This is a genomic window from Methanosarcina sp. (assembly GCF_049706645.1).
Taxonomy (GTDB): Archaea; Halobacteriota; Methanosarcinia; order Methanosarcinales; family Methanosarcinaceae; genus Methanosarcina.
Window position 1 is genome coordinate 165,097 of record NZ_JBNAKP010000015.1, and the last position, 24,952, is coordinate 190,048.

26 protein-coding genes and 1 pseudogene are annotated in these 24,952 nt (G+C 43.4%); 11 read left to right on the forward strand and 16 right to left on the reverse strand.

Annotation, left to right across the window (positions count from 1 at the left end; translation table 11 throughout):
• Positions 1-223 precede the first annotated feature (223 nt).
• From ACPK8D_RS06570 to ACPK8D_RS06595, 6 genes are all read right to left on the reverse strand, one after another.
• Complete coding sequence (locus ACPK8D_RS06570) at positions 224-1,336, reverse strand: pyridoxal phosphate-dependent aminotransferase (RefSeq protein ID WP_424717042.1); 1,113 nt, start codon at positions 1,334-1,336, stop codon at positions 224-226.
• A gap of 72 nt (positions 1,337-1,408) precedes the next feature.
• Positions 1,409-2,023, reverse strand: a complete 615-nt coding sequence (gene hxlB, locus ACPK8D_RS06575; protein WP_424717043.1) for a 6-phospho-3-hexuloisomerase — start codon at positions 2,021-2,023, stop codon at positions 1,409-1,411.
• Between the two features lie 235 nt (positions 2,024-2,258).
• Complete coding sequence (locus ACPK8D_RS06580; protein WP_424717044.1) at positions 2,259-2,771, reverse strand: hypothetical protein; 513 nt, start codon at positions 2,769-2,771, stop codon at positions 2,259-2,261.
• Positions 2,772-2,785: 14 nt separating this feature from the next.
• Positions 2,786-3,145 (reverse strand): DUF2073 domain-containing protein, encoded by a 360-nt coding sequence (locus ACPK8D_RS06585; RefSeq protein ID WP_424717045.1) that lies wholly within the window; start codon positions 3,143-3,145, stop codon positions 2,786-2,788.
• Between the two features lie 5 nt (positions 3,146-3,150).
• Complete coding sequence (locus ACPK8D_RS06590) at positions 3,151-3,792, reverse strand: Era-like GTP-binding protein (RefSeq protein WP_424717046.1); 642 nt, start codon at positions 3,790-3,792, stop codon at positions 3,151-3,153.
• Positions 3,793-4,548: 756 nt separating this feature from the next.
• On the reverse strand, positions 4,549-5,544 hold the full coding sequence (locus ACPK8D_RS06595) for a PhoU domain-containing protein (protein WP_424717155.1): 996 nt from the start codon (positions 5,542-5,544) through the stop codon (positions 4,549-4,551).
• 246 nt (positions 5,545-5,790) lie between these two features.
• Here ACPK8D_RS06595 and ACPK8D_RS06600 point away from each other — a divergent pair, with 246 nt between their 5' ends.
• The 3 genes from ACPK8D_RS06600 to ACPK8D_RS06610 are packed head-to-tail and all read left to right on the forward strand — an operon-like array spanning position 5,791 to position 7,377.
• A complete protein-coding gene (locus ACPK8D_RS06600) occupies positions 5,791-6,654 on the forward strand; it encodes a shikimate kinase (protein ID WP_424717047.1) in 864 nt (287 codons plus the stop codon).
• 14 nt (positions 6,655-6,668) lie between these two features.
• Positions 6,669-6,956 carry a chorismate mutase gene (locus ACPK8D_RS06605; RefSeq protein ID WP_424717048.1) on the forward strand — a complete coding sequence of 96 codons (288 nt, stop codon included), beginning with the start codon at positions 6,669-6,671 and terminating at the stop codon, positions 6,954-6,956.
• A 19-nt stretch (positions 6,957-6,975) separates the two neighbouring features.
• Complete coding sequence (locus tag ACPK8D_RS06610; protein ID WP_424717049.1) at positions 6,976-7,377, forward strand: 5-(carboxyamino)imidazole ribonucleotide mutase; 402 nt, start codon at positions 6,976-6,978, stop codon at positions 7,375-7,377.
• An 842-nt stretch (positions 7,378-8,219) separates the two neighbouring features.
• Here the strand turns inward: ACPK8D_RS06610 and ACPK8D_RS06615 are convergent.
• The 5 genes from ACPK8D_RS06615 to dph5 form a co-directional block, all read right to left on the reverse strand.
• On the reverse strand, positions 8,220-8,891 hold the full coding sequence (locus ACPK8D_RS06615) for a diphthine--ammonia ligase (RefSeq protein ID WP_424717050.1): 672 nt from the start codon (positions 8,889-8,891) through the stop codon (positions 8,220-8,222).
• A gap of 119 nt (positions 8,892-9,010) precedes the next feature.
• On the reverse strand, positions 9,011-9,910 hold the full coding sequence (locus tag ACPK8D_RS06620) for a carbohydrate kinase family protein (RefSeq protein WP_424717051.1): 900 nt from the start codon (positions 9,908-9,910) through the stop codon (positions 9,011-9,013).
• Positions 9,911-10,164: 254 nt separating this feature from the next.
• Positions 10,165-10,554 carry a DUF555 domain-containing protein gene (locus ACPK8D_RS06625; protein ID WP_424717052.1) on the reverse strand — a complete coding sequence of 130 codons (390 nt, stop codon included), beginning with the start codon at positions 10,552-10,554 and terminating at the stop codon, positions 10,165-10,167.
• Between the two features lie 279 nt (positions 10,555-10,833).
• The gene (locus ACPK8D_RS06630) at positions 10,834-11,115 is read right to left on the reverse strand and encodes a DUF357 domain-containing protein (protein WP_424717053.1); all 282 of its coding nucleotides are present in this window, start codon (positions 11,113-11,115) and stop codon (positions 10,834-10,836) included.
• A 59-nt stretch (positions 11,116-11,174) separates the two neighbouring features.
• The gene (gene dph5, locus ACPK8D_RS06635; protein WP_424717054.1) at positions 11,175-11,975 is read right to left on the reverse strand and encodes a diphthine synthase; all 801 of its coding nucleotides are present in this window, start codon (positions 11,973-11,975) and stop codon (positions 11,175-11,177) included.
• Positions 11,976-12,134: 159 nt separating this feature from the next.
• On the opposite strand from dph5, the gene ACPK8D_RS06640 reads away from it, so the two are divergent.
• Both ACPK8D_RS06640 and trxB read left to right on the forward strand, forming a co-directional pair.
• Positions 12,135-12,377, forward strand: a complete 243-nt coding sequence (locus ACPK8D_RS06640; protein ID WP_424717055.1) for a glutaredoxin family protein — start codon at positions 12,135-12,137, stop codon at positions 12,375-12,377.
• A 54-nt stretch (positions 12,378-12,431) separates the two neighbouring features.
• Entirely contained in the window at positions 12,432-13,361 is a 930-nt protein-coding gene (gene trxB, locus ACPK8D_RS06645; protein WP_424717056.1) for a thioredoxin-disulfide reductase, read from the forward strand.
• Between the two features lie 131 nt (positions 13,362-13,492).
• On the opposite strand, the gene ACPK8D_RS06650 is transcribed toward trxB, so the two are convergent.
• Positions 13,493-13,774, reverse strand: coding sequence for a MarR family transcriptional regulator (locus ACPK8D_RS06650; protein WP_424717156.1), 282 nt, complete (start codon positions 13,772-13,774; stop codon positions 13,493-13,495).
• A gap of 242 nt (positions 13,775-14,016) precedes the next feature.
• Here ACPK8D_RS06650 and ACPK8D_RS06655 point away from each other — a divergent pair, with 242 nt between their 5' ends.
• Both ACPK8D_RS06655 and ACPK8D_RS06660 read left to right on the forward strand, forming a co-directional pair.
• Positions 14,017-14,526, forward strand: coding sequence for a response regulator transcription factor (locus ACPK8D_RS06655; protein WP_424717057.1), 510 nt, complete (start codon positions 14,017-14,019; stop codon positions 14,524-14,526).
• Positions 14,527-15,518: 992 nt separating this feature from the next.
• The gene (locus ACPK8D_RS06660; protein ID WP_424717058.1) at positions 15,519-16,397 is read left to right on the forward strand and encodes a tetratricopeptide repeat protein; all 879 of its coding nucleotides are present in this window, start codon (positions 15,519-15,521) and stop codon (positions 16,395-16,397) included.
• Between the two features lie 168 nt (positions 16,398-16,565).
• On the opposite strand, the gene ACPK8D_RS06665 is transcribed toward ACPK8D_RS06660, so the two are convergent.
• Positions 16,566-16,721 (reverse strand): hypothetical protein, encoded by a 156-nt coding sequence (locus ACPK8D_RS06665; RefSeq protein ID WP_424717059.1) that lies wholly within the window; start codon positions 16,719-16,721, stop codon positions 16,566-16,568.
• Between the two features lie 10 nt (positions 16,722-16,731).
• The gene (locus ACPK8D_RS06670) at positions 16,732-17,460 is read right to left on the reverse strand and encodes an HAD family hydrolase (protein WP_424717060.1); all 729 of its coding nucleotides are present in this window, start codon (positions 17,458-17,460) and stop codon (positions 16,732-16,734) included.
• 223 nt (positions 17,461-17,683) lie between these two features.
• On the opposite strand from ACPK8D_RS06670, the gene ACPK8D_RS06675 reads away from it, so the two are divergent.
• Together ACPK8D_RS06675 and ACPK8D_RS06680 are read left to right on the forward strand one after the other, a co-directional pair.
• Entirely contained in the window at positions 17,684-18,874 is a 1,191-nt protein-coding gene (locus ACPK8D_RS06675) for a tetratricopeptide repeat protein (RefSeq protein ID WP_424717061.1), read from the forward strand.
• A 165-nt stretch (positions 18,875-19,039) separates the two neighbouring features.
• Positions 19,040-19,490: pseudogene (locus ACPK8D_RS06680) on the forward strand (30S ribosomal protein S6--L-glutamate ligase); the annotation flags it as partial.
• Positions 19,491-19,756: 266 nt separating this feature from the next.
• Here the strand turns inward: ACPK8D_RS06680 and ACPK8D_RS06685 are convergent.
• Together ACPK8D_RS06685 and ACPK8D_RS06690 are read right to left on the reverse strand one after the other, a co-directional pair.
• The gene (locus ACPK8D_RS06685) at positions 19,757-20,272 is read right to left on the reverse strand and encodes a cupredoxin domain-containing protein (protein ID WP_424717062.1); all 516 of its coding nucleotides are present in this window, start codon (positions 20,270-20,272) and stop codon (positions 19,757-19,759) included.
• A gap of 729 nt (positions 20,273-21,001) precedes the next feature.
• Entirely contained in the window at positions 21,002-21,403 is a 402-nt protein-coding gene (locus ACPK8D_RS06690) for a hypothetical protein (protein ID WP_424717063.1), read from the reverse strand.
• A gap of 276 nt (positions 21,404-21,679) precedes the next feature.
• Between ACPK8D_RS06690 and ACPK8D_RS06695 the strand changes: the two genes are divergently transcribed.
• Positions 21,680-23,044, forward strand: coding sequence for an NAD-dependent succinate-semialdehyde dehydrogenase (locus ACPK8D_RS06695; protein ID WP_424717064.1), 1,365 nt, complete (start codon positions 21,680-21,682; stop codon positions 23,042-23,044).
• 253 nt (positions 23,045-23,297) lie between these two features.
• On the forward strand, positions 23,298-24,932 hold the full coding sequence (locus ACPK8D_RS06700) for an acetolactate synthase large subunit (RefSeq protein ID WP_424717065.1): 1,635 nt from the start codon (positions 23,298-23,300) through the stop codon (positions 24,930-24,932).
• Positions 24,933-24,952 lie beyond the last annotated feature (20 nt).

Below are 24,952 nucleotides of genomic sequence, written 5' to 3' on the forward strand. Positions count from 1 at the left end.
GTCCGGCTGAATCGGCTGAGATGGTGCTTCGGAGGGCGGCTAAATCTGGAGCAAGATAACCCTTTTGACAGGTCAGCCGTATCAAACATGAAAAAAACGAAACGAAGATAGATAAAAGGGAAAAGCAAAGAAAAAGTATTTCCTTTAAAGGGGTCTCTTACTATTCCCTATTTTTGAGTGTTTTTGAGTGTTTTTGAGTGTTTTGAATATTTTTTAATATTTCTCAGAGTACTTTTTCCATAATGCTCAGGGCTCTTTCGATATCTTTCATTGAAGCCGCATAGGAAATCCTGATGTAGCCGTCACCCTCGCTCCCGAAAGCCGTACCGGGAACGACAATAATGCCATTTGAGATCATTTTCGATGCAACCTCTGCGGAATTCGAGACTTTCGGGAATGCATAGAAGGCGCCTCTCGGAAGGGCACATTCCATTCCTAGCTCGTTAAGGCCTTTTACGAGGACATCCCTGCGCTTTCTGAACTCCTCCCGCATGGCATTGACAGAATCTTTAGGTCCTGTCACGGCGGCATAAGCAGCTTTCTGAGCGATTGAGTTTGCGCAGGCCTGCATGTACTGGTGCACCTTGAGCATCTGACCGATGTAATCTTTTCTGGCTGCGACGTACCCGAGCCTCCAGCCGGTCATGGCATAGCTCTTTGAAGTAGCGTTTACCGTAATTACATTGTCCGAGTAGCTGGCAGGGCTTACGTGCTCTCCTTCATAGATAAAGTACTCATAGACTTCGTCTGAAATAATGGTTATATTGTGGTCGTCGGCAATCTCAGCCAGGGCTTTTATATCTGCCCTGCTTGAGACTGCGCCGGTGGGGTTTGACGGAGAATTAAGGATGATAGCCCGGGTCTTCGGGGTAATTTTCTCAAGCACAGCCTCAGGCTTCATGGTAAGGTCTTCGGCAAGAGGGACACCTACGGCTTTACCGCTCAGGATCTCGGTCAGTGCATTGTAAGAAACAAAGCCGGGGTTTGAGATAATGACTTCGTCCCCATGGTTTAGAAGGGCTGCAAGGGCAATGGCAAGAGCTTCCGATGCTCCCGAGGTGACAATTATTTCCTCCGGGGAAACCGAAAACCCGTTTTCCTCCCTGAATTTGCAACTCAGGGCTTTTCTTAACTCCGGGATCCCAGTACCTACGGTATAACCCGTAAAACCTTCGTTTATGGCTTTTATTGCGGCTGCCTTTATATGCTCCGGGGTATCAAAATCCGGCTGCCCGAGCCCAAGGTTGATGGCATCCGACCCTGCAGCTTCGAAAATTTTTCGAATCCCCGACGTATCTATTCTGGCAACGTTCTCAGAAAACTTTATTTCCTTCAAATTAAGCCCTCCTGTATCCCTGCAAATAATTGTTCTGAATATACCCACTGCTTTCTGGCGATTTTCAGGCCTTTATTCGATGTTGGTATGCCTTGACTTAAGTTCGGCTTCCGATGCGCCTGTAAGCGTGATCAGCTGCGCGATTATTGAATCAAGGAAAATCAGCGAGGTAATTTCGAAAGATGTGCCCAGAGGAGGCACGTTTCTGTAATCTCCCCGCATGTTTCTTTCAAGGTAGCCGCCTGCATCAAGGTCGTTTTTGGTCTTGCTCGGAAGGATCATAGCAATATCCGAAATTCTGCCGAGTGTAGATTCCTTTTTTGAAGTAACCGTTATGAGGGTTGAGCCAATATCTTTTACTATTTTTCCGAGGTCCGCTATAGAACGGGTCTCTCCTGACCCTGAGATGGCAATCACAACATCCTGCGGCTGGACAGCAGGGGTTGTAGTTTCGCCGACCACATACACGCTGAACCCAAGGTGCATAAGTCTCATTGCAAAAGCTTTGGCAACAAGCCCGGACCTTCCCGCTCCCATCAGAAAGACTCTTTCGCCTCCCAGAATTTTCTGGATCATCGCCTTTATGGCCTCTCTGTCAAGTATCTTAATTACCTCATTGAGGTTTTCTGCAATCATTCTCATTGATAATAATACATCTTCGCAGTCGTTTACCTGAGTTTTTTTCATATGAGTTCTCCAAAAAACATTGGGTTAAATGCCTAATTCCTTATAACAATCAATTGATTAAAATTTTATTTACCTGCCTGCTTCAATAATTCAAGCCTGCTTCAATAACTGAAAACAACTCCTGTAATGCTTTTTCAAACCCTTTTCCACTCTCTTTAAGTTTGTGATAAGGATTTCGGGCAAGTTTTCGGAAGCTTTCTTTTATACCCTGCCGCAGTGCCAGTAGTACAGGTTTTTACCTGTTTGTTTGCGGTTCGGTCTTATAATTAATAGTTTTCAGCTCCCAATTTTCGATGTTATTTTTAAATTCGTGATAGAGTCTCTGGATATCGCAGTCACTCCCGTTCCAGTAAAAGTCCTTACGCGCTTCTCCCTTTCGGAGTTCTTCAAGTATAAATTTTGATAGGTGGAAAAGGGCTTTTCTATTGGAAAAGGGAATGCTATAGTTTACGCGATAACCACCGGCTGTTTTTCCATAGGACACGAGTGTGTACCCTTTACTCTCATATTCCGTGATCTCATCAAAGTTGCAGATTATTTCAAACTCATGAACCGTAGACTGGTCGACTTTTGAAATTCCTATAAGTACCTGCGCTATAATGTAATCAGGAACTTTCCGTCCAAACCATACGGCGATTTTTCCGTAAGTACAGATTACATTGACGTCATTCCTGCCCATCTCAAAGGAGCCGAGGGACTGGGGAGGGGAGATTATAGCTTCCACGTCTTGGGTCTTCTGGGTACACATTGCTTCCACTTCGTTTACTTACTTGCAGAGACAAGTGCACTGATGAGATTCCGATCTTTCTTAAGGGTTTTGAGCTGGTTTGCAGGCCCTATTACCGTAAGTCTCTTGTTGCTCTGTTTTTTGAATAATTTTCCCAGCAACGAACCATCGGAATTTGCAGGATAACTTTGCATCTCGATACCTGAAAATACATCAGGCTGGATTGCGGACATTGTCATTTCTATGAGCTTTGCTTCCTCCATCGGGTTCAGGCCTTTTTCAAGCACCAGGATTTTACCTTTCCGTACCTCATCGATTATGTATCGGACTTTTTCCATTGAAGCCATCTGAGAGATTCTGGCTTCGGATATCAAATCAAGCTGAATTCCCTGCATGTAGATCACCCGAACTGTTTTGCCAGAGCTTCATAAAACGAATCCATTCCCACTCCTTCAAGTGCCGAGACTGGCACCATGGGGTGCTGGGGAAAGGCTTCCTTTATGACGGCCGGGTCGGCTTCAGGAAGGTCTACCTTGTTTGCTACGATAAGAAGCGGAAGGTTTCTGGCTTCCATATTCCCTATTACCGTTACATTGACCTGGGTATAGGGATTTTCGGTGGAATCCATAACCAGTATGACCCCGTCGAGGTCATCCAGCCATTTGACAGCTTCGATTACGCCTTCGGTTGCTTCTTTGGATCGTTTCTTGGACTCGGAATCACTCATTCCCTGCTCCATGAAGTCGTGAAAATCGATTTTTGTGGCAAGCCCGGGTGTATCTACGATATCAAGGCTGATTGTATGCCCGTTGGTCTCGATACTTATTGCGTTCCTTCTCTTGGCGTGCCTGGTCTCGTGGGCGATATGAGAAACAGAACCCATTGTTTCCTCGCCTCCGACCCAATCCTTGAGGATGCGATTGCTAAGGGTCGTCTTGCCGGCATTGGGGGGACCGTAGATTCCTATGCATGCTCCTTTTTTCTTGAACAGCTTGTTGAACATTTTTGAAAAGCTTACCTTAAATCGTTTTATCATATTCATAGCTTCCCTCCTTTGGGAAAAGCATAGCACCTAAGGATTTCTCGGATTGCTTTCCTTTATGGGTTGGTATTTATGTAAATTTTTAATCTATTGATCCATGCATATAAGTAATTTCTATTTGTCGTATTGAGGGAACCGGGGGAAATTAAGATATTCTTATTCCTTTCCGATATATCTGGGAATAAATAGGAAATTTCAGGCCCTTTCTGCGGTAAAATAGAAAGTGCCTCCGTGGAAATAACACCAGAATATAAATAAATTGCTTTTATCGCCTGATTCCCTCACCACATATAATAAAAAGCCTTTTTATCAAGAAATAAAAAGCTTTTTATCCAGAAGACTTTAGCTCTCCCAAACTCTTTTTGTTTATATTAAAATTTTATATGTGCACTGATGTTCTGCACTTTCCTTTATATTTTTTCCGATTTTTATTCATTCAATCTTAAAAATATAAATCGTTTTTATCAGAATATCGTCTGTTATCCTTCTCACTCAATTCTCGTTTATAGCTTCTACAGCTCAGTTTTCCTCTAGATATTTCAAGGTATCTTTTAAAATTTCAGGGTACCCTTTATAAATTCCAAGATCTCTTTTGAATAGCTCAGGGCATTGAAAGGTAAATCTATTATCTCGGATTTAAGAGCCTAGCTATATATTTAATTTTTTTATTGCTCCCGGGGTATTTTGCTTGAAAAAGGAGGTTATTTTACCTTTTCAGGTTGGGAAGCGTTTCCGGTTTCTCCGGCAGAGTTTTGATCATCGGTCCCGGATTGCCGTGTTTATGGCAATTTCGGCTATATTGGAGCTAAGGTCTCCTATTCTGGCCAGGCTGTCTACAACGGTCCCTAATAAAATCATGGTCTCATGGGACTCCAGTTCCAGAATAGATGCATGCAGTTCCTCTACCCACGTGCGCATATTGTCAACACCATCTATTACCTGATTGGCAAGAGAGGTATCGGCATTGAAGAGGGCCTCAATTGAGAGCTTCACCAGTTCTATATAAGCGTTGTTGAGTTTTTCGAGCTCTTCCGTCACCTTATCACTAACAGGCTGTTGCAATTTTGAGGCAACATTTGCTATTTTCTGTGCATGGTCGGCTATTCTTTCCAGCGGGCTTGCCGCCATTCTAAACTCATGGTATTCTTCTATATTGGTTTCTGCGGAATCCGGCATTCCCCCTCCGCAGAGAATAGAGCGGAACTGCTTGGAGATTAGGAGATATAGCCTGTCAACCTCATCATCTCTCTGGCTTACATCAAGTGCAAGGTCGTAATCAATAGTTTTAAGAGCCCTTACGGCATCCTTTTGCATGGACCCCGCAATAAGGAACATCCTCTGTACACCTTTTTTAATCGGAAGTTCATTCGGGTTAAGGAGATCCTGGATAACCACGCAGTTCGAGCTTTCTTCAGTAATTTCCGGGCCTATGAGTTTGTAGCAGACCCTCCGAATTGTTTGCTTCTGTTCGGCGAGTATTCTTTTCGAGGAGAGTTCGATCCTGTCATATCCATGGAGATATGCAGCGATAATATCTCGCTCCAGAGCTTTAACTCCGCAGCCTGTCACATCGATCTTTTTTGTTTTGACTGCCCGCCCTTCAAGAATTGGGTTTATGAGTAGTTTTCCGTCCGGCTGTGCCTGGAGGGAAACCCTCATGCCTGTTTTGATTCCCACTTTTTCAGCCCATTGTTTCGGAAGGGAAATAATGTAAGTGGATCCGCCTGTCTGCTGTACTTTCCTGGTCTCGATATTGATTCCCCGTTTTTGGTTAAATCTGCTAAATCTGAAATTAGGAATATTTATTCATAATTTTATAGTAGTTCCTGATAATACTTAGAACTACTTTTTCTATATACGTCATTCAATTTTACTATTTATATTTGTGGATTCCGGCTTTTTTATGAATCTATTGCTAAGCCCTGCATTCCAGGGACAGTTTAGATCCTGTGATAAAAAGCAGCAAAAAATATTAAAGAACAGCGCATTCTGGGCTTGATGACACTTGAAGGGCGCGCCTGCGCGTCGGGAGCAGGAACCATAATAAATGCAATAGCTACCTGGAAGGGTGCTGCATTCGGAATAGATTTAATGACCTTTGCAAAGGTCGAACTTTCAGAAGGCGAGACCGCAGTTTCAGGTTTCATCGAGGAGATGCCTGAAGGAGATACCCGTCTTATTGAGCGCTGCGTTGAAATGACCCTTGAGCGGTTCGGGCTTAAGCTGGGAGGTACGGTAAGCACAAGAAGCGAAGTCCCACTGGCAGGCGGGCTCAAGAGCAGCAGTGCCGCAGCAAATGCCTCAGTGCTTGCAACCCTGCGTGCGATTGGTGAGGCTCTCCCGCCTCTTGAGGTTGTAAAACTCGGGGTGAAGGCTGCAAAAGAAGCAGGAGTTACCATAACAGGCGCTTTTGATGATGCGTGTGCTTCTTTTCTCGGAGGGATTGTAGTCACCGATAACCGGGAAATGAAACTTCTCAGGCGCGAGGAACTCGACTCAAAAGTCCTGATATTTGCGCCTGCGAGGAAAGCTTTCAGTGCGAATACGGATGTAAAACGTTCAAGACTTATAGCTCCGTACGTGGAAATTGCTTACGAACTTGCTCTTGAAGGTGATTATGAACGAGCCATGACGCTCAATGGTTTCCTCTACTGCGGGGCCCTTGGCTTTAATACGGAACATATGCTTCGAGCGCTTGAATGCGGGGTAAAAGGAGTGAGTCTTTCCGGAACAGGCCCTTCCTATGCGGCGCTTGTGCGAGCCGAACAGGTAAAAGAACTGAGGTCGGCCTGGGAAAGTTGTGGGATAGAAGGCAGGGTTATAGAAACCTCTATAAATAACAGAGATGCAATGTCTTTATAAAACGAGGGGTTCACTTGAGCGAACTTGAGACTGTCCGTAAAGAAATTGGAGAAATTGATAGGGAAATTCTTGCCCTCATTAATAGAAGAGTAAGTCTGGCTGAGAGAATACTTGAGTCAAAAAGAATAAATGGGACTTCGATAAATGACCAGAAGCAGAATGAGGTTGTAATCAACAGAGCTTTAAATGCCGCAACCGAACTCAACCTTGATTTGGGGTCTATAAAAGCTATTTTTGAGATTCTTATAAGGATGAGTATTGAACGCCAGAATGAATTGAGTGGCAAGGGAAGCCTGCCCTGACTGCTCAGGAGAACGTAAAATGGTTGATATCTCAGTAATTATGGGTTCCGAATCCGATAGGCCGATCGCCAATCGTGCGATATCCGTGCTAGAAAAGAGCAAATATACGTATGAAGTCATGGTTATTTCCGCTCACAGGAACCCCGACGAACTTGACAGCTACATCTCAAGCACTGATGCAAAGGTCTTTATTACAATTGCAGGCTTATCGGCAGCCCTTCCAGGGGTTGTGGCTTCCAAAACAAAGAGACCTGTGGTAGGAGTCCCTGTAAGCGCCAAACTCGGCGGACTGGATGCCCTGCTCTCTATTGCCCAGATGCCTCCAGGAGTGCCTGTAGGAAGCGTAGGGATCGATAATGGTGCAAACGGTGCATACCTTGCCCTGAGAATTCTGGATTTGATTGATACCGTTAAACCCTAAGGTTTGTTAAATATTAAAGTCGTCACTTCAGGTTTAAAATACATTAATCAATAAATTCGGTGGTCTTACCCCGAAATTCTTTTTTAATCATCTTAAATCTTTTTAAATCCTCTTAAAACCTTTTTTAGTCATCTTAATTATTAACCCTGTACTTAACTGCTCAGTCCTGTCTATCGCTTCTCAGCCCTGCGTTATTGCGATTATTCTTTCTTTTTTAGCTTATTCTTCTTTTCAGGCGGAGCTATTTATAGGAAACAAAAAGAATCAGGCTGAGCTGCAGAAAAGAATGTTATTGAAAAGCAACGTTGAGAAGACATCCCTGAAAAACAATAGTTAGAAAACCCATAAAACAATAGTTAGAAAACCCATAAATCAATAGTTAAAAGCTCATAAAACAATAGTTAGAAAACCCATGTTAGAAAAAGGTACTAAAAAATAGTATTGGGGATAAGGCATCTGAGTGTTGGGAGTGTGGGGAGTTGGGGGTAAGTGTTGGCTGAGGTTTACAACAGAAAAAGATTTTTCTCAGATGCCCCACTCATAAATATGCAATATATTATATAAAAATAAGGATATACTGCGATTTAATATAAGTTTTCCCCCGTACTCATACTTTTTTAGCCATTAATTTAAAACCGGAACTTACATGGCAAATCCGGGTTCAAGCTTGAAAAACCATGTTAATGATAAACTTAAAAATCATATGAACGACAGAGCAGTTAAAAATAAAAAAATATGAAGTAAGAACACGTTGCTTTGAAGAATTACAGTGTTTCTAAACCATGAAATAAATAAAAGCCTTTTCCTGAGGCTTATATTTTCTCAGGAAGCCTTTTTGATAATCAATTCTTGTCAACGAGTTTTGCTTCCAGGATCTTTAAGGAGCCAGTATCGCCCTGCCATTCAATCTCGCTTTTTACAATCTCGATGCGCTTCTTAAAGAAAGGGGCGTCAAGCACAACAGTCTCGTATTCCCCGCCTTCCCCGGCCATGTGGACCATGTACCGTTTATTCAGGGCTTTGAGATTTTCGATCGAATTTACGTTTATAGGGCGGCCCAGCCAGGATTTATCTAGGCCGTCAGCTGCGACCCTGACGATCCGGATGTCGAGCACTTTTGCCATCTCATTGAGCAATTCCTCAGGGTCCCTGTGCCAGAGAGGGGTATAGACCCTAAGCCCCAGGGAGTCGCAGATCTTTTTCACTCTACCTGCCTGGTACTGAGATTCGATCGCGCCTACGGATACCCCATCTACATCCACTTTCTTGAGGGCAAGGGTCAGGTCATCCAGTTCGAGTTCCTTTATTCCGCTGGACTCTTGCTGGATCAATGGGATTTCACAGGCGGCAGAGATCAGTTCTACCATGTGGAGGTTGATGGAATGGTACATGTAGGAATCGTCCCTTGCGGGAATTATATTAATCAGGTGGGTGACTTCATGCCCTTCCTGAAGGGCTTTATATATGGCAAAAATCGAGTCCTTGCCACCGGAAACCAGTGCTGCGAGTTTCATCTGCATCCCTTTTTGTTTTACTATCTTTTTCGTACGTCGGGGGTTATATGCGTGGATCATTATGTAATATTTTATATACTTTTTGAATTTTCATCATAATATCTTCGGTATTCGCAATTTCAGCACTCTTTCTCAAGCCTTCCGAAATTGGCCTCATAACGAATTATCATTTCTTCCCAGGTGGGAAGGCCTGTCTGGCAGCCCCGTGTCTGTACGGCAAAAGAGGCTACGGTCGATCCTATTTTTCCACATGTGGAAAGCGAATGCCCTCTGGTGAGAGCCAGCAGGAAACCCGCCCTGTAAGCGTCTCCTGCGCCTGTGGGATCTACCGCTTTAACCGAAATGACAGGAATTGCGAATTCTTCTTCACCTTTATAGATCCTGCTGCCCTCGGCATCGTATGTAACAACGATAATGTCGATCATGGCCTTGAGTTCGGAAAAAGTCTTTCCGGTCATTTCCGAAACTCGCCTGATTTCGTGCCGGTTCGCGAAAAGGATATCAGTATGGGCAAGTATAAGCTCAAGTTTTTCTTTTGAATAGGTTATAAGATCCTGCCCAGGATCAAAGGATACGAAGCCGGCAATCTGTGCTAGCTTTGCATTATAGACCGAGTCTGCGGTTGCAAGATGGACAAAATCTGCAGGTTCGGGTTCCAATTCTTTGAATTTTGAAGAGGCTCCCCAGTAAAAATAGGTTGTCTGGTTGTCTTCCCTGTCCGTAAAAATAAATGCCTTGGAAATTTTCCAATCCTCAAGCCTGTAAAGCCGGGAGAGATCAACACAGGCCTCTGTAAGGAGTTTTTCATATCCTGAGCTTGAAAAATCCGTACCTACAGGGGAAATCAGCTGGCTCTTTCCTCCAAGCTTTGCAATGGCAACCGCAATATTGGCAGCTCCTCCGCCAGGATATTCTTCATAATCAATAACAGGGGACGATTCGTTTTTTCCTGCGATTTTTTCAACATCTACGATGTAATCAAGGGCAGTATGCCCTACGATGGAAATTACTCTGTCCATGCAGTGTCCTCTTTTTTCGTGGGTTGTAAAAAAGCCCGGGGTCTTTGTTCTGGATACGACTTTAAAGTCAAGCCTGCCGGAAAGATAAAACTTGCTTTTTGCTGGCTTCTATTAAATGATAAGCATCTTTTCTCACCGAAGGCCTATTTTTAGCCGTGCGTCTCTTCAAGTCAGGCCTGAACAAAAACCAGAGACATAACTAGCCGCAGCAGAATCTCTTTTCTGTTCCTGACAGGTCCTGGGGAAAAAACTGTTTATTTGCCTGTTTTACTCTTCTGTTGCTGTTCGCCCTTCTCGGCTGACCTTTCGAATTCGGTCACTTCAACAACTGTCAACGGAATGTCCCTGAGGGATTTCCCTATAACGGATTTTGCGATCCTTTCTGCATGTTCGGCAGACTCGGCGTCAAAAACCTTCATCTCAAAAATAAGGCCTACAAGAGCGGTGTTTGCTGCTATGAAAACACTGCTGAAAGGCTCACCGCACACCGGGCAGGACGTAGTTCCCACGTCAACCTCTACAAAATCCAGTTTAGGGTTCAGGCGTTTTCCAGCCTCCGAAATCGCGACCCCTATAGCATCATCAGCCGTCTTTACATCTCTAACCAACCAAGCTGCTTCAAGTACCACATGGAAGTTCTTCATTATCGTCCACCATAATTATTCAGTTATATGCATTTTTCAAGAAGATTTCCCGATCAGGGAAAGTTTTTTACAGAACCTAAAGGATAGAATAAAGTATATAAATTGTTTCTGCTTCAAATGGAATAGTATTATATTTACTTTTATATGGTTTTTCAGTTAAGTTTTTAATTTTTAGCCCTGTAACTTTAATCCTTCCAATTAAGGTCTGTACGCTTTCTCCCTTATATCAGAGTTCGGGCATTTCTGACCTTTTTTTCGACTTTATCTCATTTTCCTGCTTTATATAGTAAAAAGTGTTTCATCATCGACTGCAAAAACCCCTAGTTTTGCTCCCGCATCAAGCCAGGCATGACCATAGCTGAAAGAGGCCAGAGCATTTACAGGGTCTTTATTCTCCAGAAAATATACCCCATCTTTATAATAGGCTTCTGCCATCGTATAATAATCCTTTGCAACTGCATACATATGGGATCCCTGGATTGGAGCATATTTAGCTTTCTGGAGTGCTCTTTCTAACATGTCTTCGTATCTTTTGACTTTTTCATCCAGATCGGCAGGCATTTTGATCACCGGAGATATCTTAGCAATATTATTCTCTCTTTACCCTATTTCTTTGTGGTTTACTCCACTTCTTTCATAAATCCTATTGGGCCTCCTGCGAGTTTCACAAGAGCCTCAGCCTCAAGAAAGTGCAGTTTTCCGGGGATTACAAGGATATGGAGAGGTTTTCCAAAATCGAAGTCTTTTAAGTTTTCTGCATAGCCCGCTTTTACGATCGGTTTTTCCGAGCCTGCCCTGGCTATTCCTACTGCAGCAGTTCCGTGCATAACCCCTTCTCCCCTTTTTTCCTCAACCTCCAGGAGAAGTTCAAGTGCAGTATTTACAGTCATGTAGCCTTTTTCCTGATCTATATCCAGGAAGACCAGAGTATGCAGGCCAAGTTCCGAGTTTTGCTTTATAATATCGTAAGGGGTTTCCGAGATTACTCTTGTGCCTCTCCTGCTTTCATAGGGGTGAGGAATGCTTGCAGATTTCCCGAAACGATAGTTTTGCAGTCCTGTAAGCCCTGAAACAGCCGAGGCAATGGAAGCCCCGTGAATCAGGCGGGTCTCGATTCCCAGCTTTTCAGCTCTCAGGCGCAAATCTACATGGGTTGTGGAGACCATTGTATCTCCGCCAGTCAGGAAGCAGAGTTTCCTATCTCTTGCCTCGTTGAGCCAGTCAGGATGCTGCTCCACATCCTCTCTTGAAAGCAAAAAAACTTTCTTTCCGTAGAGTTCCTCCATTTTTTCAAGGTTCGTACCCATAAGACAGGATGTATAGAACTCCGCATAAACCAGGTCAGCTTCCCTGACAGCCTCAAGACCCTTTAAAGAAATGTCATATTCGTCAAAAAGGCCCAGGCCTATAAATGTAAGCATAACCGCTTTAAAGCCTTCCTGGCTTAAAGCTTTTTGTTAGGATAGATCCGGGTAATAATAAGTCTTTATTTTCTTAATTTACGGGCACGCTTAACTTATTTATATCTGGAAATTAATACTACAATGGCTTATGACTGCAGTTTTTAGAGGGGTTTTATAATGGTTAAAGTTACGCTCATTCACGCCAGCTGGTGTACTGCCTGTCCGGCAACTCGTAGACTCTGGAAAGATTTGAAATCCGAGTATGACTTTGAATACGAGGAAATAGACGTGGAAACTCCGGAGGGCCAGGCACTGATAGATAAATACGGCATAGTAGGGGTTCCTACGACTATTATTGATGGGGAGTTGGCTTTTACAGGCCTTCCGAAAAAAGCCGATGCTATAGCCCTTGTTAGCTGAGTTAATTTCAAAAATGTGTATTTTTTCTGAAACTGTTTTTCCCAGGAGGCAAGTATGTACGATCTGATTATCATAGGAGGGGGGCCTGGAGGGCTCGCAGCCGGCATCTATGCCGTACGTTTCGGACTTAACACTCTGATTCTTGAAAGAAGCGAAATTAGCGGCCAGATTGCGCTTGCGGATGTAGTGGAAAATTACCCTGGCTTTCCAGCGATTTCAGGGCTTGAGTTGATGGAAAAATATAAAAGCCATGCTCAGGAAGCCGGGGTAGAAACAAAGATAACCGAAGTCCTTTCTGTTCACGCTGAAGGGAATAGAAAAATAATCTCTACGGACAGTGGAGACCTTGAATCAAAAGCTGTCATAATTGCTACAGGCGCAAATCCCAAACATCTGAACGTACCTGGAGAAAAAGAGTTCATCAGTAAAGGGGTTTCCTACTGCGCCATTTGTGACGGGCCTTTTTTTAGAAACAAAACCGTTATAGTGGTCGGAGGCGGCAACTCGGCAATTACGGATGCCCTTCTCCTTTCAAAGATTGCCCGGAAGGTGTACATTATTCACAGGAGGGACCGGTTGAGAGCTGCAAAAATTCTTCAAGACAGGGCTTTTGCGACTCCGAATATTGAGTTCATTTTCAATTCCTGTATCCTGGAAATAATAGGGAGCAGCGGAAATATTCGAAGGGTCGAGAAAGTAATCTTTAAGGATCTCAAAACCGGAGAAAATCACGAACTTGCTACGGATGGTGTTTTTATTTACGTGGGCATCCATCCGAACACTGAAATCATTGATGTGGAAAAGGATGAAGAGGGTTTTATCAGGACAGATCGCTTTCTTGAAACCTCACAGAAAGGGATTTATGCTGTGGGAGACTGCCGAGACACACCGATCTGGCAGCTTGTGGCAGCCGTTAGAGATGGGGCACTCGCAGCTACTGCTGCAAATGAGTACATAGAAAGCTTCAAAAAAGATACTGCATGAAAGCCATCCGAATCAGGGTTTTCCGGCTGAAATTGCCTTAAAATTTAATTGTTTGTAAATTTTAAAAGACGGGACAGTAAACCTGTTCTGCCCCTTATTTTCTGTTTTTTCGCGCTCCTGCTTCTTCAGATTTATTCCAGCATCTGGTTGATTTTGTTGTAGAAATCTATAATCAGCCGTGTTGCCTCGCTGTCCATATTGAGCTGGAAAGTCCGGATTTGCTTTCCCAGGGGTTTTTCTATGACAATGCCTGACGCAATCAGAGGGGTAATAACCCTTGATACGCTGGAGTGAGACAGGCCAGTTTCTTCAGCTATCCCCGATAGGTAGGTTGATTCGTTCTGGTGTTCGATCAGGTTCTTGAGTACTGTCATTTGTGCGGTTTTTCCGAAGATTTTTTCCAGTGGGTCCATTGTTATCATCTCAGAGGTGGCTGTTCTCCGTAAGTGATTCTTATTTCCAATATTAACTTGCTATTTACGGTTATAAACTTATCTGCTTATTGGTTAAGCCGGCGATACATAAAAATTCTTCTAAATATTTGGATAACTCTGTTCCCTTTGTACTGTATTAAATTTAAATTACCGTCTGTTCCAAAGAATTTGAGAAATGTTTAATACCTAAGAAAATGTATACTGTATGGTGATGGAGGGTGATGGATAATAAAAATCTTGATCATGAGATTTTGAAATTGATTGAAGCACAGCCTGAAATAACTGAAAGGGATATTGCCTCTACTCTTTCAGTTCCGGAGGAACTGGTAAAAACCCGCATTGCAAATTTCAAAGATACAAGGCAGAAAATCCTGATTATGGGTGATGGAAGCAGTGCCCCCAATATTAAGGCCACGCTTGAGGCTGAAAATTATAATGTTGTCAAAGTTCCTGGCGGCTTTTCAGCACTTGAAGTCGTAAAGAGTGAAAAACCCGACCTTGTCCTGCTGGATACCGGGCTTGCAGATCTTGAAGGTTTTAAAATATGCAAGCAGCTTAGAACCAGTTCAAGGTACTGGTGGATCCCGGTGATGGTGCTCAGTGACAGAGGCGGGGTGAAAAATCGGGTTAAAGCTTTTGAATCGGGAGTCGATGACTACGTTACTACGCCTTTCAACCCCGTGGAACTGAGAGCCAGAGTGGGGATGATCTTAAGGCGCGCTCATATGTAAATCGAAAGTCGGTTTATAGCAGGAAATTAACTTCTTGTACTCTAAGGCTTTGCAAACTGGAAAAACTGCTCTGAAAAGCCAAATCTTTTTAGGGCATCCCTTCAAAAATTTTTTATCTTTCTAGGCATGTCAGAAGATTCTTATATGTCTTTATTAAACATCTTTACTAAAACATTTATTAAGTTTACTAAAGCCTTTATTAATTTCTTTATTAAATGTTTTTATTAGATACTTTATTAGATATTTCTGTAAATGCTTTAAGAGTTTCTTAAACTGCATTTATTAATTTAGTTAACTTGCCGGAATCCTCATGATACTCATATCTATTATTTTTGCAAAGATCTTTAGAATACGCTTTCAGGAGATTAAAAGCTATGAAGAGAAGAACCCGATCCTGAACTAAGTCTCTGGTCCTAAACTAAGTCTCCTAACTTTAGGAGATCCTCAAGTTCTCAATGTGAAAAGCTAATAATCAGACTTCTGACAGGCCGTGAGAGGAGGGAGTTCCAACTTTTACCGAAATCGAACTTACCGAATTTTTCCGATTTTATTTTATGGATCAATTATTTCCAGGTCAGGGCAAAATTATGGATTATATAGAGAAAGAGAGGAAGAACTCAAGACTAAAATAAATATATTTTTATTAATTAGAATAATAATTTGAAAGAACATAATATAAAGTTGTTTTACCTTATCTAATTTTTGTCCGTACTTTGAAAACTCTATTTTTAAAATAATAAAGTATAGAAATATTTCAAAATCCTTAAAAAAGAGCAAAACATACGTTATCATGTGTAACTGTAAATATGTCCTAGTAAATATGTCCTCAAAACGTAAGTCATAATGTGAAGCTGTAGATAACGTCCTTATTTTTGATACGAAGCTAAAGTACAAAATTGATTTAACGCTCTGAAGGCATATATTATTATTATTGCTAGAGTAGATGTGGTAAAAGGTGGAAAAACGTAATCGAAAAAAGGTGTGGTTGAGTGATGACTTCGAACGAGTGGTACAATAAAGGTGTTGCACTCCATGAGCTTAGACGATTCGCAGAAGCTCTGGATGCATACAACAAAGCTCTGGAAATAAGCCCTGACAATGCAAAAATCCTGTTTAGCAAAGGGATGGTCCTGAAAAGCCTTTTCAAATATGATGAAGCTCTCGATGCTCTTAACAGGTCCCTTGAGATCAATCCCGCGGATGCGAAGACCTGGTATTCCAAAGCTGAACTTCTTATAGGTCTAATGCAGTATAAAGAAGCTCTGGATGCTTACTACCGGGCTATATATCTCGCTCCTGAGGACCCTGAAGTCTGGTACAGGCGGGGAATGGCTCTGAGGGAAATGAGGGCATACGAAGACGCTATGGATGATTTTGAGAAGGCTATCCGCCTTTATGAAAAGAATTACGACATGGGCTCCATGAGCGCAAGCGAATGGTGCAAGAAAGGCATGGGGCTTTGCAAGGTAAAGAGTTTTGAAGAGGCTATTAGCGCGTTTAACAGGGCTCTTGAATTAAACCCTGCGAACGGGAAAGCCCTTTATAACAAGGGTGTGGCTCTCCGCTTGCTTGGAAAGCACGACGAGGCAAGACTTTATATTGAAAAAGCCGTGGAGGTTTTTGACACCAAGATAAAAACAAATCCCGAGAATGCCCGGTTCTGGTATAATAAGGGAATTGCCCTGAGAGACCTGGAAAAATATAAAGAGGCACTTCAAGCTTTTGAGAGAGCTATCGATATCAATCCCAGTTTTACAAAAGCCTGGATTGGTAAAGGTATTGTATACGACAGGATTAAGAAACATCAGAAAGCAATGGAAGCCTACGAAAGGGCAGTCGATATAAATCCGATATATTCCGATCTCCTTTAAGTAGCCAGACTTCAAGTTTTTCCATAAGTGTTAAAGACCCAGAGCCAGAAAAAGCCGTTAGCGGAAAATTCCTTTCCGGGATTTTCAGACTGGCGGCCAAAAGTTTCCTTTTCTCCGAAAGTTTTCTTTTCTGCTGATGTATCTGGCTTACAGGTTCCAAACTTAATTTCACGCCTTCTCAAAGCCCAGTTTTTCGCTCAAACGCAACCGTTGGGCCGCAACCGTTGGGCCGCAACCGTTGCGCCGGTTGATCACGCCGGATAGGGCCTGGGAATTATAAGTATCTCTTAGTATAGGTGTTCTACAGGCGTTCATCGTTTTCATTCAAGCCTTCTCAAAGTCCGGATATTTCAAGCAAATCCGAAAATGTATTGAGCCTGAAATCAAAGCACTGATCCGTTTCTTCTCCAGGTCTCCAGTCTCCGTAGGAAGCATATGCGGTTTTCAATCCGAGTTTGCGGGCAGGTGCCATATCCCTTTTGATACTGTCTCCTACTACCAGGGTTTCTCCTGGCTTTATCCCGATAGCTTCAAGCGCAAAAAGAAAGTGTGCAGGATCTGGTTTTTGTGTACCTGTCATATCCGCAGCCACGAGAAGGTCGAAGTAATTCAGGAGCCCGACTTTTGTAAGCCTTGCCAGAGCATGATTCCTATCTGCATCCGTTATAACTGCAAGCTTTAAGCCCAGCCCCTTAAGCTTATCAAGAGTATCCATTACAGCTGGATAGAGTTCAAGGTTTTGCAGTTTTTCCCTTTCATATATCTCACAGCACTCCCTGTAGCCCTGAGCTGTAAAAAGGTTTCTTTCCTGCATATAGTCTCGAATATTTTCGTAGTCTTCAAAACCGTAAGTTCCTCTCAGGAAATACCCGAAAAGCTCAGAAGGTTCCCTGGCAATATCTCCTTTTTCCCTCCCGATATATGAGAGAATCTCCCTGCAAGCTTCGAGTTTTGCGGCTACGAAGTCAAAAAGGGTGTTGTCCATATCAAAAAGCACGGCTTTCAGGTCTCCAGGATCCGTATTTTTCCGAATTCCGTTCCTGCTTGTCTCAAGTTCTTCCATTTTTTCCGGACCTGCCTGTTTTTCTGAACTTTATAGATATTGCTTTTTCTCTCTCTGTTCTCTTTTTCGGAACTTTTCCCAGGGTTTTTCGGGGAGAGGCTATAAAAGCCATAAAGGACAGATGTATAGATCATAAACGAACAACAGATTTAAGTAAATACCGAACGCGGGCACTTAAGAATCCGCAGGGTCTACTATAAAAGGCAGAACAGGAAATTTTGATATGAGTTCCGACGAACCAAAAGATAAAACCTTCACAAAAGAAGGCGGGGAAGAGAAATCTGAAGAAGGGCCGGTTTCCGAAGACATGTATGTTCTGAGTGATTCGGGGGATGTAGGTAAGCAGGAAGCCAGTAACGAAGTCCTTGCAGCCGAACTTAACGAATGCGGACTTGACTTTCTCAGGCTTGGCAAATTTAATGAAGCAGTGATAGCTTTTGATAAAGCAATCGATAAGGACCCGAGTAACATCTACCTTTTAAACAATAAGGCTGCGGTTCTTGAGACCCTTGGAAGATACGAAGAAGCTCTCGAGCTCTATGAAAAAGCTATCAAGATCAATCCTGAGGACCCGGACCTCTGGAATAATATGGCTTTTTCCTTTTCCCAGGCTGGAAAGCACAACGAAGCTGTTAAAGCCTATGAAAAAGCCCTTGAGCTCAGGCCGGACTATCCCAATGCATGGTATGGAAAAGCCCTGAACCTGAGCCAGGCTGGTGATTACGAGGCAGCTATCGAAGCCTATGAAAAAGTCCTTGAGGAAAATCCCGAATATAAAGAAGCCTGGGTAGGAAAAGGTATAGCTCTCGGGCAAATGGGCAACTATGACGAAGCAATTCTCGCTTACGATAAGGCACTCGAACTTGACCCTAACTTCCTTGAAGCCTGGTACTATAAAGGCGTGGACCTGGACAGTCTTGGCAGTTACAGGCAGGCTCTGAAAGCGTATGAGAAGGCTGTGGAACTGGATCCTGAGAACGATGACGCCTGGAATAATATGGGGATAGACCTCGAAAACCTTGAAAAGTATGACGAGGCAATTAAAGCCTTTGACAAAGCAATTGAAATCAACGCCGAAAATGCCGATGTCTGGTATAATAAAGGCTTTACCCTCAGCCAGATGCAGAGATTTGAGGAAACCGTCGAAGCATACAGGAAAGCCACACAGCTGGACCCTGAGTATTTCGAGGCCTATTCCAGTCTGGGTTTCGTACTCGCCCAGCTCAAACGCTTCGAAGAAGCTCTGGAGATCTATGAGCAGGCACTCAAACTTAGTCCTGAGGCTGCAGACTCATGGTTCGGGAAAGCTGTCTGCCTGAGTTTCCTCGGGCGGGAAGAAGAGGCTGAAGAGGCATACAGAAAAGCTGTAGAAATTGATCCCAGGTATGCCGATGTAGGGGGAGACATCCAGTAACCGAATTTCAAATCAAGCAGCCTGTTTCTTATTCAGGATTTTACCTTTTTTCATTTAACGTTCTTCATTTTCATTTTTTTAGATCAAGCGGCCCGAAGGGGGAGGGTTTAGCGTGAAAATAGGAATCCGTCGCAGGAAAAAAAATCATACTCCACTTGTCGTTTTGTGGAGGCAGGAAGAAAAAGAGGGCATACCATGCAGGTAATCGAGACAATGCGCTGCTATATGAATATTACCTCATCCAATCCCATGATCCGTTACAGGGGAAATAACCTTTGTGATTTTGATGCCATTATCCCAAGAATTGGGGCCTCGATTACATTCTACGGGACTGCAGTGGTGAGGCAGTTCGAATTAATGGGAGTTTTTTGCGTGAACGAATCCGTGGCAATCTCCAGCTCAAGGGATAAACTGCGAGCTTTGCAATTACTTTCCAGTATGGAAGTCGGGCTTCCTGCTACGGGATATGCTCGCTCGCCTGATGATGTGGAAGATCTGATTCGCATAGTAGGGTTTCGCCTCTCGTGATCAAGCTCCTTGAAGGTGCCCAGGGGCTAGGAATTTGCTTGCAAAAACCGGAAAAGAAGCCGAAAGCGTAATAGAGGCTTTTCTGGGTTTTATTTCGTTAGATAGGAGTTAAATCTCTTTAGACAATTAGTTTTAAAGCAAAACGCGACTGTAATTCTGAAAATAAAAGAATCCCTTTGAAGCGGTTTTACAGATTGGCGTTAAAATTTATACAATTAAAAAATGGTTAAATCAACTGATAAAGTTCCAATTTAACGCGGCTTTAAAAATAGAAAATTGTTTTTAAAAGATTTTTTTAAATACAGATTTTCATCAATTTTTATCTTTTTTATTACCTACCCCGAAGTAAAGCCTTTAATCGGCTTCTTCCTCAACTACTACAGTTCCTCTCATTTCAGGATGGATGGAACAGTAATAGTCATAGGTGCCCGCATCGGTAAACAGGAACTCGTATGAATCTCCCTCGTTCAGGACCTCAGACCCGAAACTGGCCCCCGTGCCTGTGACGGTATGGGAAGCTGTATCAAGGTTAGTCCATCTTACGGTATCACCTGTGGAGATATTGACTGTGGCCGGGTTAAAGGCATTATCCTCGATTGCCACTTCAATATTCTCGCCGCTGCCGATTGGAAGTTCAGGCGTTTCTTCCTCTACTGGAGCTGCAGGTTCTTCGGCTGGAACGACAGGCTCTTCGGCTGGCGTTATCCGCTCTACATTTGCTCCGCCTTCACCTGCTTCCGGTGCCTCTTCGTCGACTTCTTCAGCCGGAGTTACTCCTTCATCGGCTTCACCTTCATCACCTGTATCTGCACAGCCTATTGCCAGGAATATGCTGAGTAAAACTATGAAAACTGCAAGTTCTCTTCTCATTCTTTCCCCCCATAAAAATAAGGTGCTTTATAATTAATATCTTGATTTTATAATAGTTCCTACCAGATTCTAAACACAGTTACTTTTATAACTTTATCCGATGTTATACCTCTATTACGACAGTAAATGGAATAAATTTAAAGATTTTCCTTTTTTTAAATTTCCTCTTTCTCTAAATTGCGAAACAAGTCATTTTAAAGTATACGAAATAAGAATTCTGAATGACATTACTGCGCAATTATCCTTCATATACGATGGCTTATTACTCAATAAAAGCAGTTCAATCGGTAAAAAGGCTAAGAACAGCATAATTTAGAAGGGGATAATCTAAAACGGGATAATCTAAAACGGGATAACTCAGAACAGGATGGCTCAAAACAGACAAATTTTCTCTAAGAAGTGAAGCTATTTTTAAAAGGCTCTCTCCTTAAAGCTAGATTTCCAGACACTCCTGATATGCCTTCTCTGGCAAATGCGGACTGGATATTTGGTTCAGGTAGTTTGATTCAGTTGATTCAGATAATTTGTCTTCCTGTTGCATGACTAAAGTGCCGCAGCTACGCTTCAATGTATTTAAAGCTTATGTTGTAAAATAAAATTTACGCTACAGCTTGTACTTTAAAAGTTTTGTATTATGGGCAGAATCCCTATCATTGCCGATAGCATAATAAATTAGCTTTGACTCAAAGTTACTGGATTGCCTGCCCATATCTACCAGTTACTATTTAGTTACCTGTTGGGAGTTACTCTGATCACTCCACCGTTCTCGTCCGTGGTGTCTGCAGCTGGAGTTTCTTCTACGGTTTCAGCTTCTTCTTCAGCTTCTTCTTCAGTTACAGTTTCCATTTCAGTTTCAGCTTCTTCTTCAGCCGGAGTTACTGCTACAACTGGAGTCTCTGCTACAACTGGAGTTTCGACTACTACTTCTTCAACTGGAGTTACGACTTCAACTACCGTTACAGCCTCAACTTCAGTTACTACCTGCGCTGGAGTGCCTTCTGCAGCTGGAGTTACATCTTCTATTTCCTCAGCTGGAGTTCCTGCTTCCGGAGCCTCACCCTCCTCACCAGCGCATCCTATTGCAAGGAATACGCCTAACAACACTATCAACATGACGAGTGCTTTTCTCATATTTTCCCTCCACTTAATTAATGTGTTTTATAATAGATGCTTTATAATTGATATTGGGGTTTTATAACAATTACTGCTAGATTCTGAACATTATTCTTCTTAAACGACGAAAATCTGGTCATAAGTCAGGAGATTTCTCTCTTACCGGATCTTCTCAATAGCCTCAAATTGAGAACTTTTGCAGAATCTTTATTTTCTGCTCGATTTCCTTAAGTTATAATACCGGGAATTCCAATATTGTTTAATGACTCTTAAATGACTTTTCGGGGGGAAGTCATGAAAATAAAATCCGTTAATCCTTATACTGAAGAGGTAAACTGGACATATGACTCATTTTCTTTCGGGGAATGCGAGGCCAGGATTGAAAATTCCAGGGCTGCTTTTTCCGGGTGGAGTTCATTGTCTGTTGAGGAAAGGGCAAAATACTTTTCAAGGGCCGGGGAGGTCCTTCGACGAAATATCGAAATATATGCCGAAATTATTACGAAGGAAATGGGAAAACCTATCAGGCAGTCAAGGGGCGAGATTGAAAAATGTGCATGGCTCTGCGATTATTACGCGGAAAACGCGGCCGGTTTCCTGAATGACGAGCTTGTGGACACAGGGGCTGAAAAAAGCTATGTGACTTTTGAGCCCCTGGGAGTGATTTTCGGGATTATGCCCTGGAATTTCCCGTTCTGGCAGGTCTTCAGGTTTGCGGTACCTGCAATGTGTGCAGGAAATGTATGCGTAATCAAGCACGCTTCGAATGTGCCGGGGTCGGCGCTGGAGATTGAAAAAGTTTTTCTTGAGGCCGGGTTTCCGGAAAACGTTTTCAATACCCTGTTAATTGACTCGAAGACTGCAATGGAAATTATTGAAGAAGAAATGGTAGATGGAGTTTCACTTACCGGCAGCATAGCCGCAGGCTCGGAAATAGGGGAGCTTGCCGGGGGATTGATCAAGCCTCTCGTACTGGAACTGGGGGGCTCGGACCCTTTCATAGTGCTTGAGGATGCCGACATCGAGAGGGCTGCGCAGATCGCGGTGAAGTCCCGATTTCTCAATACCGGACAGAGCTGTATTGCTGCCAAGCGGTTTATTGTCGCAGAAGACGTTGTTGTGGATTTTATCGAGGCATTTGAACTTGAAATGCAGGAACTGAAAATCGGGGACCCTATGGATGAGGAAACCGATATCGGGCCGATTGCAAAGAAAGAATTTCTCGATAGCCTTGAAAGGGTCCTGAAAGACGCAAAAAAGAAAGGTGCCGAGCCCCATGTTTACGGAGAAGAACATAATAAGGGTTTCTTCTTCAGGCCGACCCTTATCCCTGCAGCCAGTACCGACATGAAGGTTTGCAATATAGAGGTTTTCGGGCCCATTGCGCCGGTGATCACGGCAAAGGACGAGGATGAAGCCGTGAAAATCGCAAACTCAACAGAATTCGGGCTCGGAGCCGAGATATGGTCCAGAGACCTTGAAAGAGCCCAGAGGCTGGCAAAAAGAATAAAATCCGGATTTGTGACTATCAACGGAATGGTCAAATCCGATCCGAGGCTGCCTTTTGGCGGGGTAAAGAAATCCGGAATCGGGAGAGAACTTTCCCATTATGGGCTTAAAGCATTTGTGAATATAAAGACGGTTGTGGTCAACAAGTAAGGTTCGCGGGCTTTAGACTGATTGAAGCTTATTTACACTGATTGAAGCTTATATTGAAAAAACCTGCTCCAGAGCTTACCAAGAAAACCTGCTTAAGCCTGGGATTCGGCCTGCTTAAGTCTGGGATTCTGCTCAAGCCTGATCGGTAAGCTTAATTTAAGTTTAACAAACAACTTAATCAAGGCTTAATAATCAAACCTGAGTTGAGTTTAATTCGACTCGAATAAAAGCCAGCTATATTTGGGGTTTTTTCATGAAAGCTTCGGATCTTTTGGTTGCCCAGCTTGAAGAAGAAGGCGTTGAATATATTTTCGGACTGCCAGGTGAAGAAAACCTTGACCTGCTTGAATCCCTGAGGACCTCCGGAATCAAACTGGTCGTAACAAGGCACGAACAGGCTGCGGCGTTTATGGCTGCAACGTATGGGAGGCTGACAGGGAAGCCAGGGGTTTGTTTTTCAACGCTTGGGCCCGGAGCCACTAACCTCGTTACAGGCGTTGCCCAGGCGCAGCTTATAGGAGCCCCTCTTATTTCCATATCCGGACAGAAGGCTCTGGCTGACAACTGGCAGGCCCGCTTCCAGCTTGTAAACGTTGTCAGGATGATGGAGCCTCTCTGCAAAAACGCTGTATCTATCACCGATCCGGGAATGATTCCCACAGTGATCCGTAATGCCTTTAAACGTGCGGAAGCCGAAAGGCCAGGAGCCGTACATATTGAGCTTCCTGAAGACGTGGCTGGAGAAGAGACTGAGGCGGTGGTTCAGAAGCGAAGCGAAATTAAAATTCCTTACCCTGATCCCGAGGCTGTGAAAAAAGCCGCGACTATGGTCTGTGAGGCTAAAAACCCCCTGATCATAGTTTCCTCAGGAGCAAACCGCAACTCGGTTACTGAAGAGCTCGAAGATTTTATCGGGCGAACAGGCATCTACCTGGTGCATACCCAGATGGGGAAAGGAGTTGTTCCGGATGACTGCGTTCATAGCCTCTTTGCCACAGGGATTCATGCCAGGGACTATGTTAACTGCGGAATTGACGGGGCTGACCTTATTATCACTATTGGGTACGATATAGTGGAATATCCTCCCTACCTGTGGAACAGGACGCTGGACAAGAAGATTATAAATATCGATTTCGTGGAATCCGTACCTGACAGGTATTTTAACCCCACGGTAGAAATAATTGGGGATGTAGCTTCTTCAATCAGGGAACTTGCCGCATGTATACCTGGAAAGCGGGAATTTCCGGTCTTTGAGCACACAAGGAATTTCATTGAGGAAAAAATAAATGCTATTGCCAGGAAAAGTTACCCTCCTCTCCCGCAGGCCGTAGTCCAGAGTGTCAGGAAGGTGCTCGGGAGGGAAGATATAATCACCCTGGACAATGGAATTTATAAACTCTGGTTCGCTCGCCTTTATAAGGCATATGCCCCCAATACCGTGCTCCTTGACAATGCGCTTGCAACTATGGGTGCAGGGCTTCCTTCGGGGATTGCCGCAAAACTTCTTCATCCTGAGCGCCGTGTGCTTGCAATCTGCGGGGATGGGGGGTTTATGATGAACTGCCAGGAAATTGAGACCGCAATTCGCTATGGAATCCCTATTGTTGTCCTGATTCTCAATGACAACGGTTTCGGCTTTATTAAATGGAAACAGAAAAAGATGCATTTTAAGGATTTCGGGCTGGACTATGGAAATCCTGATTTTTCTCGTTTTGCCGGGAGCTTCGGAGCTGCCGGTTTCAGGATCAACGAAGACGACGATCTTGCAGAAGTCCTGGAGAGAGCTTTTGCCCTGAATAAAGTAGCAGTAATCGAGTGCCCTATTGACTATTCCGTAAACTATGAAACTTTCTCGATAGAACTGGGAAAGCTTACGTGTAAATTCTGATTGCAATATATAATTCCGAC

Excerpts from the sequence above, each read along its gene's own strand:
- hxlB (WP_424717043.1), bottom strand. The coding sequence starts at position 2,023 with ATGAAAAAAACTCAGGTAAACGACTGCGAAGATGTATTATTATCAATG.
- ACPK8D_RS06580 (WP_424717044.1), bottom strand. The coding sequence starts at position 2,771 with ATGTGTACCCAGAAGACCCAAGACGTGGAAGCTATAATCTCCCCTCCC.
- ACPK8D_RS06585 (WP_424717045.1), bottom strand. The coding sequence starts at position 3,145 with ATGCAGGGAATTCAGCTTGATTTGATATCCGAAGCCAGAATCTCTCAG.
- ACPK8D_RS06590 (WP_424717046.1), bottom strand. The coding sequence starts at position 3,792 with ATGAATATGATAAAACGATTTAAGGTAAGCTTTTCAAAAATGTTCAAC.
- ACPK8D_RS06600 (WP_424717047.1), top strand. The coding sequence starts at position 5,791 with ATGACACTTGAAGGGCGCGCCTGCGCGTCGGGAGCAGGAACCATAATA.
- ACPK8D_RS06610 (WP_424717049.1), top strand. The coding sequence starts at position 6,976 with ATGGTTGATATCTCAGTAATTATGGGTTCCGAATCCGATAGGCCGATC.
- ACPK8D_RS06615 (WP_424717050.1), bottom strand. The coding sequence starts at position 8,891 with ATGAAACTCGCAGCACTGGTTTCCGGTGGCAAGGACTCGATTTTTGCC.
- ACPK8D_RS06620 (WP_424717051.1), bottom strand. The coding sequence starts at position 9,910 with ATGGACAGAGTAATTTCCATCGTAGGGCATACTGCCCTTGATTACATC.
- ACPK8D_RS06625 (WP_424717052.1), bottom strand. The coding sequence starts at position 10,554 with ATGAAGAACTTCCATGTGGTACTTGAAGCAGCTTGGTTGGTTAGAGAT.
- ACPK8D_RS06630 (WP_424717053.1), bottom strand. The coding sequence starts at position 11,115 with ATGCCTGCCGATCTGGATGAAAAAGTCAAAAGATACGAAGACATGTTA.
- dph5 (WP_424717054.1), bottom strand. The coding sequence starts at position 11,975 with ATGCTTACATTTATAGGCCTGGGCCTTTTTGACGAATATGACATTTCT.
- ACPK8D_RS06640 (WP_424717055.1), top strand. The coding sequence starts at position 12,135 with ATGGTTAAAGTTACGCTCATTCACGCCAGCTGGTGTACTGCCTGTCCG.
- trxB (WP_424717056.1), top strand. The coding sequence starts at position 12,432 with ATGTACGATCTGATTATCATAGGAGGGGGGCCTGGAGGGCTCGCAGCC.
- ACPK8D_RS06650 (WP_424717156.1), bottom strand. The coding sequence starts at position 13,774 with ATGGACCCACTGGAAAAAATCTTCGGAAAAACCGCACAAATGACAGTA.
- ACPK8D_RS06655 (WP_424717057.1), top strand. The coding sequence starts at position 14,017 with ATGGATAATAAAAATCTTGATCATGAGATTTTGAAATTGATTGAAGCA.
- ACPK8D_RS06660 (WP_424717058.1), top strand. The coding sequence starts at position 15,519 with ATGACTTCGAACGAGTGGTACAATAAAGGTGTTGCACTCCATGAGCTT.
- ACPK8D_RS06665 (WP_424717059.1), bottom strand. The coding sequence starts at position 16,721 with ATGAAAACGATGAACGCCTGTAGAACACCTATACTAAGAGATACTTAT.
- ACPK8D_RS06670 (WP_424717060.1), bottom strand. The coding sequence starts at position 17,460 with ATGGAAGAACTTGAGACAAGCAGGAACGGAATTCGGAAAAATACGGAT.
- ACPK8D_RS06675 (WP_424717061.1), top strand. The coding sequence starts at position 17,684 with ATGAGTTCCGACGAACCAAAAGATAAAACCTTCACAAAAGAAGGCGGG.
- ACPK8D_RS06685 (WP_424717062.1), bottom strand. The coding sequence starts at position 20,272 with ATGAGAAGAGAACTTGCAGTTTTCATAGTTTTACTCAGCATATTCCTG.
- ACPK8D_RS06690 (WP_424717063.1), bottom strand. The coding sequence starts at position 21,403 with ATGAGAAAAGCACTCGTCATGTTGATAGTGTTGTTAGGCGTATTCCTT.
- ACPK8D_RS06695 (WP_424717064.1), top strand. The coding sequence starts at position 21,680 with ATGAAAATAAAATCCGTTAATCCTTATACTGAAGAGGTAAACTGGACA.
- ACPK8D_RS06700 (WP_424717065.1), top strand. The coding sequence starts at position 23,298 with ATGAAAGCTTCGGATCTTTTGGTTGCCCAGCTTGAAGAAGAAGGCGTT.